Annotated in this window: 14 protein-coding genes; 6 read left to right on the top strand and 8 right to left on the bottom strand. The window is 70.9% G+C overall.

Annotated features, from left to right (window positions below):
• Nucleotides 1–3 precede the first annotated feature (3 nt).
• The 5 genes from ABD648_RS06230 to ABD648_RS06210 are packed head-to-tail and all read right to left on the bottom strand — an operon-like array spanning nt 4 to nt 5,471.
• Nucleotides 4–738: an enoyl-CoA hydratase/isomerase family protein gene (locus ABD648_RS06230; RefSeq protein WP_282214106.1), complete on the bottom strand. Its 735-nt coding sequence runs from the start codon at nt 736–738 to the stop codon at nt 4–6.
• Nucleotides 735–1,922 carry a thiolase family protein gene (locus ABD648_RS06225; protein WP_282214105.1) on the bottom strand — a complete coding sequence of 396 codons (1,188 nt, stop codon included), beginning with the start codon at nt 1,920–1,922 and terminating at the stop codon, nt 735–737. Before ABD648_RS06225 ends, ABD648_RS06230 begins: the two co-directional genes overlap by 4 nt.
• Nucleotides 1,922–3,349: a dihydrolipoamide acetyltransferase family protein gene (locus ABD648_RS06220; protein ID WP_282214104.1), complete on the bottom strand. Its 1,428-nt coding sequence runs from the start codon at nt 3,347–3,349 to the stop codon at nt 1,922–1,924. Before ABD648_RS06220 ends, ABD648_RS06225 begins: the two co-directional genes overlap by 1 nt.
• Nucleotides 3,346–4,374: an alpha-ketoacid dehydrogenase subunit beta gene (locus ABD648_RS06215; RefSeq protein WP_282214103.1), complete on the bottom strand. Its 1,029-nt coding sequence runs from the start codon at nt 4,372–4,374 to the stop codon at nt 3,346–3,348. Before ABD648_RS06215 ends, ABD648_RS06220 begins: the two co-directional genes overlap by 4 nt.
• A complete protein-coding gene (locus ABD648_RS06210) occupies nt 4,371–5,471 on the bottom strand; it encodes a thiamine pyrophosphate-dependent enzyme (protein ID WP_282214102.1) in 1,101 nt (366 codons plus the stop codon). The genes ABD648_RS06215 and ABD648_RS06210 overlap by 4 nt, the downstream gene beginning before the upstream one ends.
• A 151-nt stretch (nt 5,472–5,622) precedes the next feature.
• On the opposite strand from ABD648_RS06210, the gene ABD648_RS06205 reads away from it, so the two are divergent.
• The 4 genes from ABD648_RS06205 to ABD648_RS06190 all read left to right on the top strand — a co-directional run bounded on the left by ABD648_RS06205 (nt 5,623) and on the right by ABD648_RS06190 (nt 9,794).
• A complete protein-coding gene (locus ABD648_RS06205; RefSeq protein ID WP_207769925.1) occupies nt 5,623–6,060 on the top strand; it encodes an Lrp/AsnC family transcriptional regulator in 438 nt (145 codons plus the stop codon).
• Between the two features lie 95 nt (nt 6,061–6,155).
• A complete protein-coding gene (locus tag ABD648_RS06200) occupies nt 6,156–6,758 on the top strand; it encodes a TetR/AcrR family transcriptional regulator (RefSeq protein WP_282214101.1) in 603 nt (200 codons plus the stop codon).
• A 132-nt stretch (nt 6,759–6,890) separates the two neighbouring features.
• Nucleotides 6,891–8,327 carry an aldehyde dehydrogenase family protein gene (locus ABD648_RS06195; RefSeq protein WP_282217514.1) on the top strand — a complete coding sequence of 479 codons (1,437 nt, stop codon included), beginning with the start codon at nt 6,891–6,893 and terminating at the stop codon, nt 8,325–8,327.
• Between the two features lie 3 nt (nt 8,328–8,330).
• On the top strand, nt 8,331–9,794 hold the full coding sequence (locus tag ABD648_RS06190) for a GMC family oxidoreductase (protein ID WP_282214100.1): 1,464 nt from the start codon (nt 8,331–8,333) through the stop codon (nt 9,792–9,794).
• A 79-nt stretch (nt 9,795–9,873) separates the two neighbouring features.
• On the opposite strand, the gene ABD648_RS06185 is transcribed toward ABD648_RS06190, so the two are convergent.
• From ABD648_RS06185 to ABD648_RS06175, 3 genes are read right to left on the bottom strand one after another with little or no spacing between them, the layout of a single operon-like run.
• Nucleotides 9,874–11,517 carry an amidohydrolase gene (locus tag ABD648_RS06185; protein WP_282214099.1) on the bottom strand — a complete coding sequence of 548 codons (1,644 nt, stop codon included), beginning with the start codon at nt 11,515–11,517 and terminating at the stop codon, nt 9,874–9,876.
• A 1-nt stretch (nt 11,518) separates the two neighbouring features.
• On the bottom strand, nt 11,519–12,355 hold the full coding sequence (locus tag ABD648_RS06180; protein ID WP_282214098.1) for a molybdenum cofactor biosynthesis F family protein: 837 nt from the start codon (nt 12,353–12,355) through the stop codon (nt 11,519–11,521).
• A 34-nt stretch (nt 12,356–12,389) separates the two neighbouring features.
• Nucleotides 12,390–13,838, bottom strand: a complete 1,449-nt coding sequence (locus ABD648_RS06175; RefSeq protein ID WP_282214097.1) for an APC family permease — start codon at nt 13,836–13,838, stop codon at nt 12,390–12,392.
• A gap of 243 nt (nt 13,839–14,081) precedes the next feature.
• On the opposite strand from ABD648_RS06175, the gene ABD648_RS06170 reads away from it, so the two are divergent.
• Together ABD648_RS06170 and ABD648_RS06165 are read left to right on the top strand one after the other, a co-directional pair.
• Nucleotides 14,082–14,828, top strand: coding sequence for an SDR family NAD(P)-dependent oxidoreductase (locus tag ABD648_RS06170; protein WP_282214096.1), 747 nt, complete (start codon nt 14,082–14,084; stop codon nt 14,826–14,828).
• Nucleotides 14,829–14,890: 62 nt separating this feature from the next.
• Nucleotides 14,891–15,706 (top strand): SDR family NAD(P)-dependent oxidoreductase, encoded by an 816-nt coding sequence (locus ABD648_RS06165; protein ID WP_282214095.1) that lies wholly within the window; start codon nt 14,891–14,893, stop codon nt 15,704–15,706.
• Nucleotides 15,707–15,715: the final 9 nt, after the last annotated feature.

Raw genomic sequence — 15,715 nt, 5'->3', positions numbered from 1 at the left:
CGCTCATCGTCGCGCCCGCCTCTCGAGGAACTCCGTCATCCGGCGGTGCTTCGCCGGCGACTCGAACAGCTCGGCCTGCAGCTCGAACTCGATCGCGGGGTGCTCGGAGCGCGGCGTCCGCAGGGCGCGCTTGGTGTGCTGGGTCGCGAGCGGGTCGTTCGCGGCGATCCGGTCGGCGAGGGCGTGCGCCGCGCCGAGCAGGTCCTCGGCCGCGTGCAGGGACGAGACGAGCCCCCAGGCGAGCGCCTCGTCGGCGTCGAGCGTGCGACCGGTGAGCAGCAGCTCGCTCGCCCTGGCCTCGCCGACGATCTCGGGCAGCCGCCAGGTGGCGCCGGCCGCGGCCATGATCCCGAGCCCCGTCTCGGGATTCCCGATCCGCAGCGCGGGCGTGCCGATGCGGATGTCGGCGGCGTAGGCGAGTTCGGCCCCGCCGCCCAGCGCGTAGCCGTCGATCGCGGCGATCACCGGCATCGGCAGCTCCCGGACGCGGATGAACGCCGTCGCGTTGATACCGCGTCGGGCGTCGTCGGCCGTGCGCTCGCGGAGCTGGGCGATGTCGGCACCCGCGGCGAAGACGCCGTCGGCGCCGGTGAGGATGAGCGTGCGCGGGTGCTCTTCGAGCGACGCGCACAGGTCATGCAGCGCATCGATGGTCTCCTGGTCGATGGCGTTGCGCTTCTCCGGGCGATCCAGCACGGCGATGACGCGGTCGGTCCGCTCCTCGACCTGCAGCGTCATGAGACCCGCTCCACGATCATCGCGGCGCCCTGGCCCACGCCGACGCACATCGTGGCGAGACCGCGTTCGACGCCTTCTCGCTCCAGGCGCCCGAGCAGCGTGACGACGAGACGGGATCCGCTCGAGCCGAGAGGATGCCCCAGGGCGATCGCGCCGCCGTCCCGGTTGACGATCTCGGGGTCCAGGCCGAGTCGGCGCATCGACGCGAGCGACTGCGTCGCGAAGGCCTCGTTCAACTCGACGGCCCCGATGTCGGCGATGTCGAGCCCGGCGCGCTGGAGCGCCTTCTCGGTGGCCGGCACCGGTCCGAGGCCCATGATCTCGGGGGCGAGGGCCGCCGAGGTCGCCGCGAGGATGCGGGCGCGCGGCACGAGTCCGTAGCGCCGCACGGCGTCGGCGCTCGCGACCACGATGGCGGAGGAGCCGTCGTTCAGCGAGCTGGAGTTCCCGGCGGTGACCACCTCGCCCCCGGCGACGACCGGCCGGAGTCCGGCCAGGGCCTCCAGGCTGGTGTCGCGACGCGGGCCCTCGTCGATCGTGACATCGCCGGACCGTGTGGGCACGGCGACGATCTCGGCCGTGAAGCGACCGGCGTCGATCGCGGCGGCGGCGCGCTGCTGGCTGCGGAGAGCGAAGGCGTCGGCATCCGCACGGGTGATGCCGTCGCGGCGCGCGACCTCTTCGGCGGTCTCGGGCATCGAGAACGTCGCCTTGTCGCGCGCGGCCAGGCGGGGATTCGTGAAACGCCAGCCGATCGAAGTGTCGAATGCCGCACCGGGCTTCGCCCACGCGCGCTCGGGCTTCGCCTGCACCCACGGCGCCCGGGTCATGGATTCGACACCGCCCGCGACGATGAGGTCGGCGTCGCGGGCGCGGATCGCCTGTGCGGCCATCGCGATCGCCGACATCCCGGAGGCGCAGAGCCGGTTCACCGTGATGCCGGGGATGCTGTCAGGGAGTCCCGCCAGCAGCACGGCCATGCGCGCGACGTTCCGGTTGTCCTCGCCCGCCTGGTTGGCCGCTCCCAGGATGACCTCGTCGATCGCGGCATCCGGGATTCCGGCCCTGGCGACCGCCTCGCGCACGACGAGAGCGGCGAGGTCGTCGGGTCGCACACCGGCGAGGGCTCCGCCGTAGCGTCCGACCGGTGTGCGGACTCCGCCGACGAGGAACGCCTCCGTCATCAGACCCTCCCGAAGGCGCGCAGCGGATGCTCGATAAGCTCGGTCACGCGTCGGAGGAAGCCGGCTGCGTACCCGCCGTCGCAGACGCGGTGATCGAACACGAGCGACAGCTGGGCGATGCGCCGCACCACGATCTCGCCGTCCACGACCCAGGGGCGCTCGATGATGCGGCCGATGCCGAGGATGGCGACATCGGGGTGGTTGATGATCGCCGCCGAGCCGTCGACTCCCAGCCCGCCGTAGTTGTTGAGGGTGAACGTCGATCCGCGCAGTCGCTCCGGCGGCAGCGATCCGGCCCTCGCCGATGTGGCGAGCTCGCGCAGCGCCACGTCGAGCTGCTCGACCGTGAGGCTGTGAGCGCCGGGGATCACCGGGACCATCAGCCCGCGATCGGTGTCTGCCGCGACGCCGAGGTTCACCCCGTCGAAGGAGATCAGCTCGCCGGCGTCCTCGCTGAGACGCGACGCGAGGATGGGGTGGTCCTCGAGGGCGAGGAGCACGAAGCGGGCGAGGAGGGCGGTGACCGACGGTGCCCTGCCGCCCTCGGGCGCCATCTGCGCGCGAAGGTCCCAGAGGGCGGTGGCGTCGACGTCGACCCAGACCGTCGCCTCCGGAATCTCGGCCCTGCTGCGGCTGAGCTTGGCGCTGACGGCCTTCCGCAACGGCGACATCCGCTCCCGCGCCCGGACGCCGAGGCCGTCGACGGTCTCCTCGCTGCCGACCGCGGCACTGCTCGTCTCGCGATGATGCGCGGCCGCGCCGTCCACGGCGTTGTCCACCGCGGAACGGAGCACATCGGCGCGCGTCACGGCGCCGTCTGGTCCGGTCGCGACGATGGTGTGCACGTCGAGGCCGAGATCGCGCGCGAGGCGCCGCACGAGCGGAGAGCGCACCGCCACGGGGCGGCGTGGCGCGGCATCCGTCTCTCGGACGATCGTCGGCTTCTCGGATGATTCCGCGGGGACGGTCCGAGAAGCGGAGGGCTCTCGGAGATCTGCGGGAGTCTTCGCACGCGCAGCGGCGGGGCGGCGACGACGGCCGGATCCGGCGCGCTCCGTGGTGCCGTAGCCGATGAGCACGTTGCCGGAGCCGGCGCGCTCCTCCTCGCGGTAGGCCTCCTGCTCCACGGCGGCGCCGGGCGCGGCATCCGACTCCGGGTTCTGCGGGGCTCCCGCGACCTCGAGGACAGGGGCTCCGACGTCGATCGTGTCACCCGCCTCACCGTGCAGCGCGACCACGACGCCCGCGAACGGCGAGGGCAGCTCGACGACGCTCTTGGCGGTCTCGACCTCGGCGATGGGCTGGTCCGTGACGATCGTGTCGCCGACCGCGACGAGCCACTGCACGAGTCCGGCCTCGGTCAGTCCCTCGCCGAGGTCGGGGAGACGGAAGACCTGCGCGGTGCCGTTCTTCAGGTCGGTGCTCATACGTCCTCGTCCCAGTGCAGCGTGTCGATCGCGTCGAGAACCCGGTCGACGTCGGGCAGGTACCAGTGCTCGAGCTTCGGCGGCGCGTAGGGCACATCGAAGCCGGTGACCCGGCGCACGGGCGCCTCGAGGAACTCGAAGCACCGCTCGAAGACGCGGGCCTGGATCTCCGAGGCGACGGAGGCGTATCCGGGAGCCTCGGCGATGACCACGGCCCGCCCGGTCGACTTCACGGCGGCCGTCACCGTCGCGTCGTCGAACGGGGAGAGCGAGCGCACGTCCACGACCTGCACGCTCCGGCCCTCCGCGGCGGCGACCTCGGCGGCCTCGAGGGCGAGCGACACGGAGGCGCCGTACGCGAGCAGGGTCACGTCGGTGCCCTCCCGTGCGATCCGCGCCGTGCCGATCTCCGCCGTGATCGACGTGTCGACCTCGCCCTTGCTCCAGTACAGCTTCTTCGGCTCGAGGAAGATCACGGGGTCGGGGGAGGCGATCGCCGCACGCAGCAGGGAGTAGGCGTCCTGCGGGGTGGAGGGACTCACCACGGTGAGCCCCGGGGTGTGCGCGTAGTACGCCTCCGAGGAGTCGCAGTGGTGCTCCACGCCGCCGATGCCGCCGCCGAACGGGACGCGGATGACCAGCGGCATCCGCATTCCTCCGCGTGTGCGGTTGCCGAGCTTCGCGACGTGGCTCACGACCTGCTCGAAGGCGGGAAGGGCGAACGCGTCGAACTGCATCTCCACCACCGGACGCAGGCCGTTCATGGCCATGCCGACGGCGGTGCCGACGATGCCGGACTCCGCGAGAGGCGTGTCGAAGCACCGGTCCTCGCCGTAGCGCGCGGTGAGCCCGTCGGTGATGCGGAAGACGCCACCGAGAGCGCCGACGTCCTCGCCGAACACGACCACGTCCTGGTCGGATTCGATCGCGTCGGCGAGAGCCCGGTTGAGGGCGGCGGCCATGCTCATGGTCGTCACCTGGCGCTCCGCGGTCTCGGTGCGCATGTCGTCATGGGCGATGGTCATCGGTGGCCCTCCGTCTCGAGCTGCGAGCGTTCGATCTCGTCGCGCAGCAGCTGCCACTGCTCCTCGAGCTGCGACGAGCGCGTCTCGGTCACGAAGCGGAAGAGGTCTTCGGGATCGAGGTCGGCGTCCGTGTTCAGCGCAGCCCGCATGGCCGCGGCGATCTCCTCCGCGCCGGCCGCGAACCGCTCCTCGGCCTCCGCGTCGAGGGCGCCGGTCGCCGTGAGGTGCGTGCGCAGGCGCTGCAGGGGATCCCGCGCGACCCACTCCTGCACCTCGGCGCGCTCGCGGTAGCGGGTGTCGTCGTCGGCGTTGGTGTGCGCCTGCATCCGATACGTGTGCGCTTCGATGAGCGAGGGGCCGCCGCCGTCGCGTGCCCGGGAGATCGCCTCGCCGAGCACGGCGAGGACCGCGGCGACGTCGTTGCCGTCGACCCGCTGCCCTGGCATTCCGTATCCGATCGCCTTGTGCGCGAGGGAGGGGGCGGCGGTCTGGCGGGACAACGGCACCGAGATCGCGAACTCGTTGTTCTGCACGAAGAAGACGACCGGGACATGGAACACGGCGGCGAAGTTCATCGCCTCGTGGAAGTCGCCCTCGCTCGTCGCGCCGTCGCCGCAGAGGGCGAGGACGACCGTGTCCTCCCCGCGGTGCTTCGCGGCCTGCGCGAAGCCGACCGCGTGCAGGAGCTGCGTCGCGAGGGGCGTCGTCTGCGGTGCGACCCGGTGTGCGCGCACGTCGTAGCCGGAGTGCCAGTCGCCCTTGAGGAGGACCAGCGCGTCGGCGGGCTCGACTCCACGGGCGATGACGGCGACCGAGTCGCGATAGGTCGGGAACAGCCAGTCGGCGTCGCCGAGAACCATGGACGCGCCCACCTGGCAGGCCTCCTGGCCGTGCGACGACGGATAGACCGCGAGGCGGCCCTGGCGCACGAGGGCGCCCGCCTGATCATTGATCCGTCGTCCCTCGACCAGGCCGCGGTAGGCCTGCAGCAGGACGTCCGCCTCGGGGAGCGCATACTGCTCGTCGGCGACGGGAGCGCCGTTCTGGTCGATCAACTGCACCGCGGTGTCGCGCGGGAGCATGTCGGTGTGCTGCATCGTTCGCCCTCCTTGCCGAACTCGATGAGCCCAGCATGCCTCTCAGGAGTCAGTCGTCCAAGAGATTGCAGCAGATGCTGGACGAAGCGTGGCAGATTGCCGTTTCTGCGTTCGAAGTGTCAGAATTCGATGGACGAACGAAGGGGTTCCCATGACCGTGCTGGATGACATCGACCATGCGATCCTCGGTGAGCTCCGCCGGGATGCCCGGTCGTCGATGACGGCGATCGCCGAGGCCGTGCACATCTCGCGCGCCGGTGCCCACGCGCGCATCAAGCGGCTCACGGATGCCGGCGTCATCACCGGCTACTCGGTGCGCACCGATCCGGTGCTGCTGGGACATCACGCCAGCGCGTACGTCACGCTGGCGATCGAGCAGGCGACCTGGCAGGACGTGCGCGACCGCCTGCGCGCGATTCCCGAGATCGAGCACATGGCGCTGGTCGGCGGCGACTTCGACGTCATCCTGCTCGTGCGGGCCAACGATGCGCGGGATCTCCGTCGCATCGTGCTGGAGGACATCCAGGCGATCCCGTCGATCCGCTCGACGAGGACGACGCTGATCTTCGAGGACTTCGGGCCGAGCTGACCCTCTCGTTCCCGTGGCACTTCCTGCGGGTCGAAGGCCGCAGAACCCGCCGCAGCCGCCACGGGAACAGCGGGCGAACCTGCCAGACTGACGGGATGAGTCAGAGTGGCGCGACCGAACCGGCTCGGCGCGGCCGTCCGGGATACGACCGACGCGGCCTGCTCGACGCGTCTGTCGCCGTCTTCAACGAATCTGGCTACGACGCCACGTCGGTCGCTGCACTCGCCACCCGACTCGGATTGTCGAAGGCCGCTCTCTATCACCACTTCTCCTCGAAGGAGGAGATCCTCGAGACGGCACTCGGCGAAGCGCTGGACGGCCTCGAAGGCGTGCTCGCCGATACGCGGACGGTCGTCCCGAGCGAGCGCCTGGCGGCCGTGCTCCAGGGTGCCGTCCGTGTGCTCGCCGCGCACCTCCCGTCGGTGACCCTGCTGCTGCGCGTCCGCGGCAACAGCGATGTGGAACGCCGGGCGCTCGAACGACGCCGCGCCTTCGACCAGGAGGTCACGGGCATCGTGCGCGCCGCCCAGCGGGAGGGCGCCGTCCGAGCGGATGTCGACGCCTCGGTCGCGACACGACTGCTCTTCGGCATGGTCAACTCGCTCGTCGAGTGGTACCGCCCCGGCGGAGCCGAGGACGCCGACGCGCTCGCGGGAGACGTGCTGACCGTAGCGCTCGACGGTCTGCGCACGCGCTGAGCCGCGGCATCCTTCGCACTCGGACATCTACGACGCGCTCCCGGACAAGTGCCGTGCCGGACGGCATCCGACAATGAGATGACGACCGGCCTCCCCGATGCCGGCACCGTCCTGCTCGAAGGAGAGTCACCGATGTCCGAATCCGCCGCAGCCGCCGCCGCGCTGCTCGACCGCATCCAGGCGCCGGAGGGCGCAGGCCGGGACATCCCCGATGCGGCGACCCGTGAAGTCATCGGCCGCGCGCCGGTGCACGCCGTCGCCGACCTCGACGACGCGGTCGCGCGGGCCCACGCCGCGCAGCCGGCATGGGAGGCGCTCGGCCACGCGAAGCGCAGCGAGCTGCTGCTCGCGGCCGCCGATGCGATCGACGCGAACGCCGAGGCGCTGGCCCATCTGCTCTCGCGCGAGCAGGGCAAACCCCTCAACGGCCCGAACGCCCGATTCGAGCTGGGCGCCTGCTCGGCCTGGCTGCGCACCAACGCGAGCATCGCGATCGAGCCGCAGGTGCTGGTCGACGACGAGACGCTCCACGCCGAGCTCATCTACAAGGCGGCCGGCGTGGTGGGCGCGATCGGTCCGTGGAACTGGCCCCTGATGATCACCATCTGGCAGATCGGGCCCTCGCTCCGGATGGGGAACACCGTCGTCGCGAAGCCGAGCGAGTACACGCCCCTCAGCGTGCTCGCGATGCTCGCCGTCATGAACGAGGTGCTTCCCGCCGATGTGCTGATCGGCATCTCCGGAGACCGCGAGGTGGGCGCGCGGCTCGCGTCGCACCCGGACGTCGCCAAGATCATGTTCACCGGATCGACCGCGACCGGACGACGCATCATCGAGAGCTCCGCAGGCAACCTCGCCCGTCTCACCCTCGAACTGGGCGGCAACGACGCCGGCATCGTGCTCCCGGGGACGGATGCCGCCGCCATCGCCCAGGACCTGTTCTGGGGCGCCTTCATCAACACCGGTCAGACCTGCGCCGCGATGAAGCGCCTCTACGTGCACGACTCCGTCTACGACGATGTCGTCGATGCGCTCGCCGAGATCGCGGCATCCGTTCCGATGGGGAACGGCCTCGACGAGGCCAACGTCCTCGGACCCCTGCAGAACCGCGCACAGTTCGACATCGTCACCCGGCTGGTCGACGACGCGAAGAGCCGCGGCGCGCGCATCGTCGCCGGCGGCGAGCCCGCGCCGGAGCTGGGGGAACTGTTCTACCGCCCGACGATCGTCGCCGACATCGCCAACGACGCCTCGCTCGTGCAGGAGGAGCAGTTCGGCCCGGCACTCCCGGTGATCCGGTACTCCGACGTCGACGAGGCCTTCGCCTGGGCGAACGCGGTCGATGTGGGACTCGGCGCCTCGGTCTGGTCGAGCGATCCGGCGGCGGCGCGGGAGGCCGCCACGCGCATGCAGGCGGGAACCGTGTGGGTCAACTCGCACGGCGGGCTGCATCCGATGGTCCCGTTCGGCGGGGTGAAGAGCTCGGGCTACGGCCTCGAGTTCGGCGTCGAAGGGCTCAAGTCGGTGGCCGTGACGCAGGTCGTGTCCGGCCCCGGTCGGAAGGGCTGAACCATGCGCTCTGCGATCGTCGTCGGAGCGGGGACGTCGGGGGCCATCGTCGCGCGGAGACTGGCGGATGCCGGCGTCGCGGTGACCCTCATCGAAGCGGGCGGGTACGACACCAATCCGGCCATCCACGATCCCTCGCGCGCAGGAGAGCTGTGGCACTCCGCAGAGGACTGGGACTACTTCACCGTGCCGCAGGCGCACGCGGCCGGCCGTCGGCTGCACTTGCCCCGGGGCAAGGTGACCGGAGGATCGCACGCCCTCAACGCCATGATCTGGGTGCGCGGCGCCGCACCCGACTACGACGGATGGGAACGCGCCGGTGCGACCGGCTGGGGCTGGTCCGAGGTCGAACCCGTGTACGACGCGATCGAGCACGACCTGCTCTACGTGAGCGACGACTATGCGCTCTCGCCGATCCAGGCGTCGATCATCGCCGCCGCCGTGGAGGAGGGGCTGCCGCACAATCCGAACTACAACGGCGGCGTCCTCGACGGGGTCTCCCAGCAGCAGGTCACGATCCGCGACGGCCGCAGGGTGAACACCTGGACGACGTACGCGCAGCCGATCGCCGAGAAGCTGACGATCATCACCGGACGAGAGGTCCACTCGGTGATCATCGAGGACGGCCGGGCGCGGGGGGTCCGGCTGGGGGAGGGGTCCGATTCCGAGGAGGTGCTCGCCGACGAGGTCATCCTCTCGGCCGGCGCCATCGGATCGCCGACGATCCTGCTGCGATCGGGCATCGGCCCCGCGGCGGAGCTCGAGGCCCTGGGGATCCCGGTCGTGCAGGATTCGCCGGGGGTCGGCAAGAACCTGCACGACCACCTCCTCTCGCCGGTGATCTTCACGACCGCGCGCCCGGTGGGTCCGCCGCAGACCGGGGTCTCGGTGACGCAGACGCATCTCTTCTGGCGCAGCCGCGACGATCTGGCGGAGCCCGACACGCAGCCGATCCATTTCTCGGTCCCGATGTGGGGCGAGCTCGAGCCGCGAGGCGACGACGGCTTCACGCTCATGGCCGGGCTCGTGACCCCGCACAGTCGTGGTGCGCTGACGCTCAGCGGCCCTGGTCTGGCCGACCAGCCCGACATCGATCTGGCCGCGCTGGCCGACGAACGCGATGTCGCCTCGCTCGCGGCATCCGTGCGCCAATGCCGCCGCATCGGCGCGCAGCCGGCCCTCGCCGAGGAGTGGGGTGCGGTCGAGGTCTATCCCGGTCCCGAGGTGTCGGACGCCGACGTCGACGACTGGGTGCGTCGCACCGCCATCACCTATCACCACCAGGTCGGCACGTGCCGGATGGGGACGGATGCCGCTGCCGTGGTCGATCCACGACTGCGGGTGCACGGGATCGAGGGGCTGCGGGTGATCGACGCGTCCGTGATGCCCACGGTCCCGACCGGCAACACCAACGCGCCCGCCGCGATGATCGGCGAGCGCGGGGCGGAGTTCGCGCTCGCGGACTGAAACCGCCGAGCCCCTTCCGACTCGAAACCCCCACCCGCGATGACAGCGGGTGGGGGTTTCGGCGTCCAGGGGCCCCGCGTCAGGCGGAGTACACCTCGCGGCCGGCGAACCACGTCGAGATGACGGGCGTGCGCACGATCTCCTCCGGGGGGCCGGCGATCGCGTCTCGTGCCAGCACGACGAAGTCCGCGGACTTGCCGGGCGTCAGAGAGCCGGTCTCCGCACCGAGGCCCATGGCCGTCGCGGCGTTGATCGTGAAGACCTCGAGCGCTTCCTCGGCGGAGATGGCCTGCTCCGGCCAGAGCACGCCGGGTGCGCGCCCGAGCGGGTCGGCTCGCGTCACCAGGCCCTGCAGCCCCTCCAGGGTGTTCGGGGACTCGCTCACCGGCCAGTCCGACCCGCCGGCGACCAGTGCCCCCGAGTCGATCAGGGCGCGGTTCGGCTGCGAGTGCTCCGCCCGCTCGCCGAGCACATCGGCGAGCGCATGGGGGATGACGCCGGGGAACCAGATGAACGGCGAGATGTCGGCCGACACGTCCAGGGCCTGCAGCCGCGGGATGTCGGCGTCGGCGAGGAACTGGCCGTGCGCGATCTGGATCGGGGTCGTGACGCCCTCGCCCCGCAGCCGCTCGGCGACATCCAGCACGAGCCGGGCGGAGCCGTCGCCGGTGCAGTGGACCTTCGCGCCGAGACCTCTGTCGGCGACCGCGCGCAGCCAGCCGTGGAGCTCGTCGAACGTCATGGTCGTCTCGCCGTGGAAGTGCGCGCCGTGCGCGGCGTCCGCCGGATACGGGTCGAGGAAGGCCGCGGTGTGCGCCGGAGGCACGCCGTCGAGGAAGATCTTCACGAAGTCGGGGCGGTGGTGCGCCGTGCGGAACTCCTCGCCTCGTTCGATGAGGGTCGTGCCGATCGGCGAGACGCCGAAGATGTCGTCGTTGACGAGCAGCGACGACACGACCCACGCGTGCAGTTCGCCCGCGCGGTCGAGGGTCGCGAGGGCGTCGAGGATGTCGACCGACACACCTGCGTCCTGGAAGGTCGTGATGCCGAAGGAGTTCAGCAGCTCGACGCCGCGGCGCGAGGCGTCCGCATGCTGCTGCGGCGAGAGCCCGCCGCCGGCGTCGTGGGCCTCCTGCACCGGGATGCCCGCGGCCTCCAGAAGAACGCCCGTCGGCGCGCCGTCGTCGGGATCGAGCATGGTCACGCCGGAGGGCGGGATGCTCGTCGTGGTGATGCCCGCGAGCTCGAGCGCGCGCGAGTTCACCCAGCGGTTGTGTCGTGAGTCCTCCATGAGCATCACCGGGCGCCCGCCGGACGCGTCATCGAGTCGTCGGCGCGACTTCGTGTTCGCCAGCGAAGGCAGCAGCGTGGTCGGCACCGCGCCGCCGACGATCCAGGCGTCCGCTGGCAGCGTCGCGGCCCTGTCGCGCACGCGCTCGAGGATCTCATCGAGGGTCAGCGACGGCGGCAGCGACAGCTCGAACAGGTCGGTGCGGCCGGCCAGCGCGTGATGGTTGTGCACATCGACGAAACCGGGATAGACCGCCGCCTCCCCGACGTCCAGCATCCGCGTCTCCGGTCCGCGCAGTCGTGCGACATCGGCGAGGGAGCCGACCGCGAGCACACGTCCGTCGCAGACCGCGAAGGCTTCGACGAGCGGATCGTCCCTGTCGGCGGTCCGGATGACGGAGCCGGTGACGATGAGGTCGGCGACGGTCCCCATCTCAGTCTCCGAAGGTCGCCGGCTCGAGCTCGGGCGCGTGGAGCGTGGTGGACAGCAGCCGCCCGTGCGCGCCGAACGTGAAGTGCGTCGGCACCTCGCCCGTCTCGTCGAGCCCGAACAGCACGCCGTGCGAGCGGATGGCGTTCACGTCACGGTGGTCGGCGATGGTCACCGAGGCGCACGGGATGACCTTCTCTCGCCACGCGAAGATGTAGATGCCGGGACGCACCTCCCACACGCTGTTCTCGTCGGTGTCGGCGAGTCCGCGCTCCGGGCCGGCGAGGCACTGCCACGAGTACCACCGCGACGACAGGTAGACGTGCTCGTAGGCGTGCTCGGCGCTGTAGACCCACTCGACCCGTCGTCCGATCAGGGTCGTCGTCGGTGCGGCCTCGGCGCCCGACACCTCGGCGCCTTCGATCACGCTCGGCGCGAAGACGTGCTGCACACGGGTGCGGCCCTGCTCCGGCGCGGGGAGGATGATCGAGATCACGGCCAGTGCGCGTCCGGCGCGCAGATCGAGCACGAGCGAGACCGCTTCATTCGGCAGGTAGCGGTGATGGAACTGCACGAAGTAGAGGTCGTCGTCGACCTCGAACGCCTCGTAGTCGTCGGTATCCGCTGCGGCCTCGGTGGGATCCTCGGCGCCAGGGTGGTACTCCCACGAGACGGTCGTGTCGTCGAACCGGTGCACGATGCGGGTGCCGCGCGCGTCGACGACGGCGATCTCCCGGCCGCTGAGCGCGGTGCTGTGCGGAGCCTTGTTCGCGTCGAATCCGGGGGCGAGGCCCTCGAGCGGCAGCCAGGTGGAGGTGTCTGCGGGGTTCAGCGTGGTCATGGATTCCTTCTCTCTCGGAGGTGGTGGGGGAGAGTCAGCGGTCGCTGAACTTCTCCAGGTCGGTGGCGAGACCCTCGTACACGGCGGGCTTCGAGCGCTTCAGGTACGCGCCGTAGACGATGCCTCCGATGAGGGCCACGACCAGCAGCAGCGGCATGAGGCGGATCGCGAGCTCCTGGGATCCGGCGACGATGTCGAAGTTGACGACGGCCAGCACGGAGATGGCCGCGATGCCGAGGAAGCCGATGCCCGGGGCGATGAACGTGCTCCACCAGCGCGGGTCGTTCGCGCGCCGGAAGTACACCACGATCGAGATCGCGGCGAGACCCTGGAGGATCAGCACGCTGAGTGTGCCGAAGCCGAGCATCGCGGGGACGAGGGTGAGGATGGGGTCGGCGCCGGCGATCGCGAACACGATCGCGACGATCGCGGCGAAGGAAGCCTGCACGATGCCGGCGAGCTGCGGGGCGCCGTTCGCCCGGGTGCGGGCGAGGGCGTGCGGCAGGATCCGTGCGCGACCGAGCGAGTAGAGGTAGCGGGTCGCCGAGTTGTGGAACGCCAGCATCGCGGCGAACAGGCTCACGAGGAGCAGCACCATCATCACGATGGTGAGCGGACCGCCGAGATACTGCTGCGAGATCGAGAAGATGAGGTCGCCGGTCGGCAGATGTTCGAGCGCCGTCGCCTGCGCCTGGGCCACGCCGGTCGCGCTGACCACTGCCCAGGTCGTGACGCCGAGGATGACGCCGATCGCGATGATCGAGGTGTACGTGGCGCGGGGGATGGTGCGCAGCGGCTGCTTGGCCTCCTCGCTGAACAGCGCGGTCGCCTCGAAGCCGAGGAAGCCGGTCGCGGCGAGCAGCAGGCCGATCGGGAGCGAGCCCGAGAACACGGCCTCCGGGCTGAACGCGCCCAGGTCGTAGCCGGTCTGCACCAGCACCGAGACATCGAACACGACGAGCATCAGCACCTCGAGCACCAGGCACACGCCGAGGATCTTCGAGCTGAAGTCGACGCCGACCCGCGCGAGCACGAAGCACACGACGATCGACAGCAGACCCCACACCAGCCAGTGCACGTCGAGACCGGTGAGGTCGCGGATGATGTTCTGCATGAAGAAGCCGCTGGTGCCGATCGTGCCGACGACGAAGAAGTTGTAGCCGAGGGTGGCGATGAGACCGGCGATGAGTCCGCCGGTGCGACCGAGGCCCTTCACGACGAACGCGTAGAAGCCGCCGGCGTTGACCAGCTGCTTCGACATCTGCGCGTAGCCGACCGCGAACAGCAGGAGGATGGCGGCGACGAGGAAGAACGACATCGGGGTGCCGCCGCCGTTGCCGAGGGCGATCGCCAGCGAGGCGACGACCACGATGCCCGTCAGCGGTGCGACCGCGGCGAGCACCAGGAAGACGATCCCGGCGACGCCGAGGGCGCCGGAGCGGAGGGCGGTGTGCCCGTGAGATGTTTCGGTCGGGGTTGCCACGTCGGCTCCTTTGCTGGGTGACGCCGTGCTCGCACGGCACCGACGACGAGGGGAATCGTCGATAGAGCGAGTCTGCTCGCGCCGGTCGGTTCGCACTTGACCGTGAGGGAAAGACGATGGTGCGAGCGCGCACACCCCGCCGACGACGGTTCGCGTCGCCGCGAGGGGGGAGCAGGATGACCGAGACGACACCGCCGTCCTCTCCGCACCATCCGGTGCCCGGCGGCGATCCCGGAGGGTGAGATGGATCTGCAGCTGCAGGGCACGACGGCCCTCGTCACGGGCGCGGCGAGCGGGATCGGCCGTGCCACGGCGCTCGCGCTCGCCGCGGAAGGCGTGCGGGTCGCTCTGCTGGATCGCGATGCATCCGCGCTCCGCGAGACGGCGAGCGGATGCCGTGATGCCGTGATCCTCGTCGCCGACGTGACGGACGAGGACGAGGTGCGTGCGGCGGTGGAATCCGGTGCCGCGTCGCTCGGACGGCTCGATGCCGTCGTCTGCTGCGCCGGGATCTCCGGGCCGGTCGGGACATCGATCGAGGACACCGCTCTCGCTGACTGGCAAGCCGTGTTCGCGGTGAACGTGACCGGAGCGTTCCTCGTGCTCAAGCATTCGCTCCCGGCGCTGCGCGCCGCACCGGCGGCATCCGTCGTCCTGCTCGCGAGCGACTCCGCCGTCGTCGCCTCGCCGGGGATGGTGCCGTACGCGGCGTCGAAGGCCGCGCTCGTGCAGTTCGGGCGGGCGCTCTCGGTCGATCTCGCCGACACGCGCATCCGCGTGAACGCGGTGGCGCCGTCGATCGTCGACACGCCTATGAGCCGAGGCGATCTCGGTTCCGACGCGTTCGACGCGCCGGGATTCCCGGTGCAGAGCGCGGCGGAGGTCGCCGCGCACGTCGTCTACCTGGCGTCTCCGCGCAGCAGGGCGATCAACGGGACGACACTGCTCAGCGACTTCGGGTACACCGCCCGTTCGGGGTTCCCCGCGTGACGACGGAACCGTCGAGCACGAATCCACCGCGCGCACGCGCCAGAACAGTACAGGGAGCAGACATGGGACTCGCATTCGGATCGACGGTCTCCGGACGCGTCGTCGTCATCACCGGAGGCGGCACCGGCATCGGCGCCGCCATCGCCCAGCGCTATGCGGCCGAGGGTGCGCACGTCGTGGTCGTCGGGCGCCGCCCGGAGCCGCTGCAGGAGGTCGAACGCGCCGTCGGCGCCGTACCGGTCGTCGCTGATGCCGCCGACACGGCCTCGGCGAAGGCGGCGGTCGCCGAGGTGCTCGCGCGGTTCGGACGCATCGACGTGCTCGTGGCGAATGCCGGGGGCCACGGATTCTCGCCGGTCGGCGAGACCGACGACGCCGGATGGGAGGCGGCGATCCGCGCCAATCTCACGACCGCGTTCACGATGGCGCGCGAGTCGCTGCCCGCGTTGATCGAGGCGAAGGGGCAGATCGTGATCGTGTCGTCGCTCGCCGGGCTCTTCGCCGGGCCATCGGTCGCGGGGTACACCGTGGGCAAGCATGCACTGATCGGTCTGACCCGCACCCTCGCCCGCGACTACGGCAGGCACGGGGTGCGCGTGAACGCGATCTGCCCCGGCTGGGTGCAGACGCCCATGGCCGACGACGAGATGGACGAGTTCGCGACCCACGCGGATCTCTCCTCCCGGGAGGAGGCCTATGCCGCGGTCACCGCCGACGTGCCGCTGCGTCGCCCCGCACAGCCGTCGGAGATCGCGTCGGTCGTGCGCTTCCTCGGCTCGGGGGAGTCGTCGTACATCACCGGCGCCGTGATCGTCGCCGACGGCGGATCGCACGTCGTCGATGTGCCGACGATCGCGTTCGACCACGCGGGGATGTAGGAGCGGCGA

Source organism: Microbacterium luteolum (genome assembly GCF_039533965.1).
Lineage (GTDB): Bacteria > Actinomycetota > Actinomycetes > Actinomycetales > Microbacteriaceae > Microbacterium > Microbacterium luteolum.
This window is presented reverse-complemented; position numbering and strand designations above follow the sequence as displayed.

What these genes read in the sequence shown, in the direction of transcription:
- ABD648_RS06230 (WP_282214106.1), bottom strand. Translation starts at nt 738, where the DNA reads ATGACGCTGCAGGTCGAGGAGCGGACCGACCGCGTCATCGCCGTGCTG.
- ABD648_RS06225 (WP_282214105.1), bottom strand. Translation starts at nt 1,922, where the DNA reads ATGACGGAGGCGTTCCTCGTCGGCGGAGTCCGCACACCGGTCGGACGC.
- ABD648_RS06220 (WP_282214104.1), bottom strand. Translation starts at nt 3,349, where the DNA reads ATGAGCACCGACCTGAAGAACGGCACCGCGCAGGTCTTCCGTCTCCCC.
- ABD648_RS06215 (WP_282214103.1), bottom strand. Translation starts at nt 4,374, where the DNA reads ATGACCATCGCCCATGACGACATGCGCACCGAGACCGCGGAGCGCCAG.
- ABD648_RS06210 (WP_282214102.1), bottom strand. Translation starts at nt 5,471, where the DNA reads ATGCAGCACACCGACATGCTCCCGCGCGACACCGCGGTGCAGTTGATC.
- ABD648_RS06205 (WP_207769925.1), top strand. Translation starts at nt 5,623, where the DNA reads ATGACCGTGCTGGATGACATCGACCATGCGATCCTCGGTGAGCTCCGC.
- ABD648_RS06200 (WP_282214101.1), top strand. Translation starts at nt 6,156, where the DNA reads ATGAGTCAGAGTGGCGCGACCGAACCGGCTCGGCGCGGCCGTCCGGGA.
- ABD648_RS06195 (WP_282217514.1), top strand. Translation starts at nt 6,891, where the DNA reads ATGTCCGAATCCGCCGCAGCCGCCGCCGCGCTGCTCGACCGCATCCAG.
- ABD648_RS06190 (WP_282214100.1), top strand. Translation starts at nt 8,331, where the DNA reads ATGCGCTCTGCGATCGTCGTCGGAGCGGGGACGTCGGGGGCCATCGTC.
- ABD648_RS06185 (WP_282214099.1), bottom strand. Translation starts at nt 11,517, where the DNA reads ATGGGGACCGTCGCCGACCTCATCGTCACCGGCTCCGTCATCCGGACC.
- ABD648_RS06180 (WP_282214098.1), bottom strand. Translation starts at nt 12,355, where the DNA reads ATGACCACGCTGAACCCCGCAGACACCTCCACCTGGCTGCCGCTCGAG.
- ABD648_RS06170 (WP_282214096.1), top strand. Translation starts at nt 14,082, where the DNA reads ATGGATCTGCAGCTGCAGGGCACGACGGCCCTCGTCACGGGCGCGGCG.
- ABD648_RS06165 (WP_282214095.1), top strand. Translation starts at nt 14,891, where the DNA reads ATGGGACTCGCATTCGGATCGACGGTCTCCGGACGCGTCGTCGTCATC.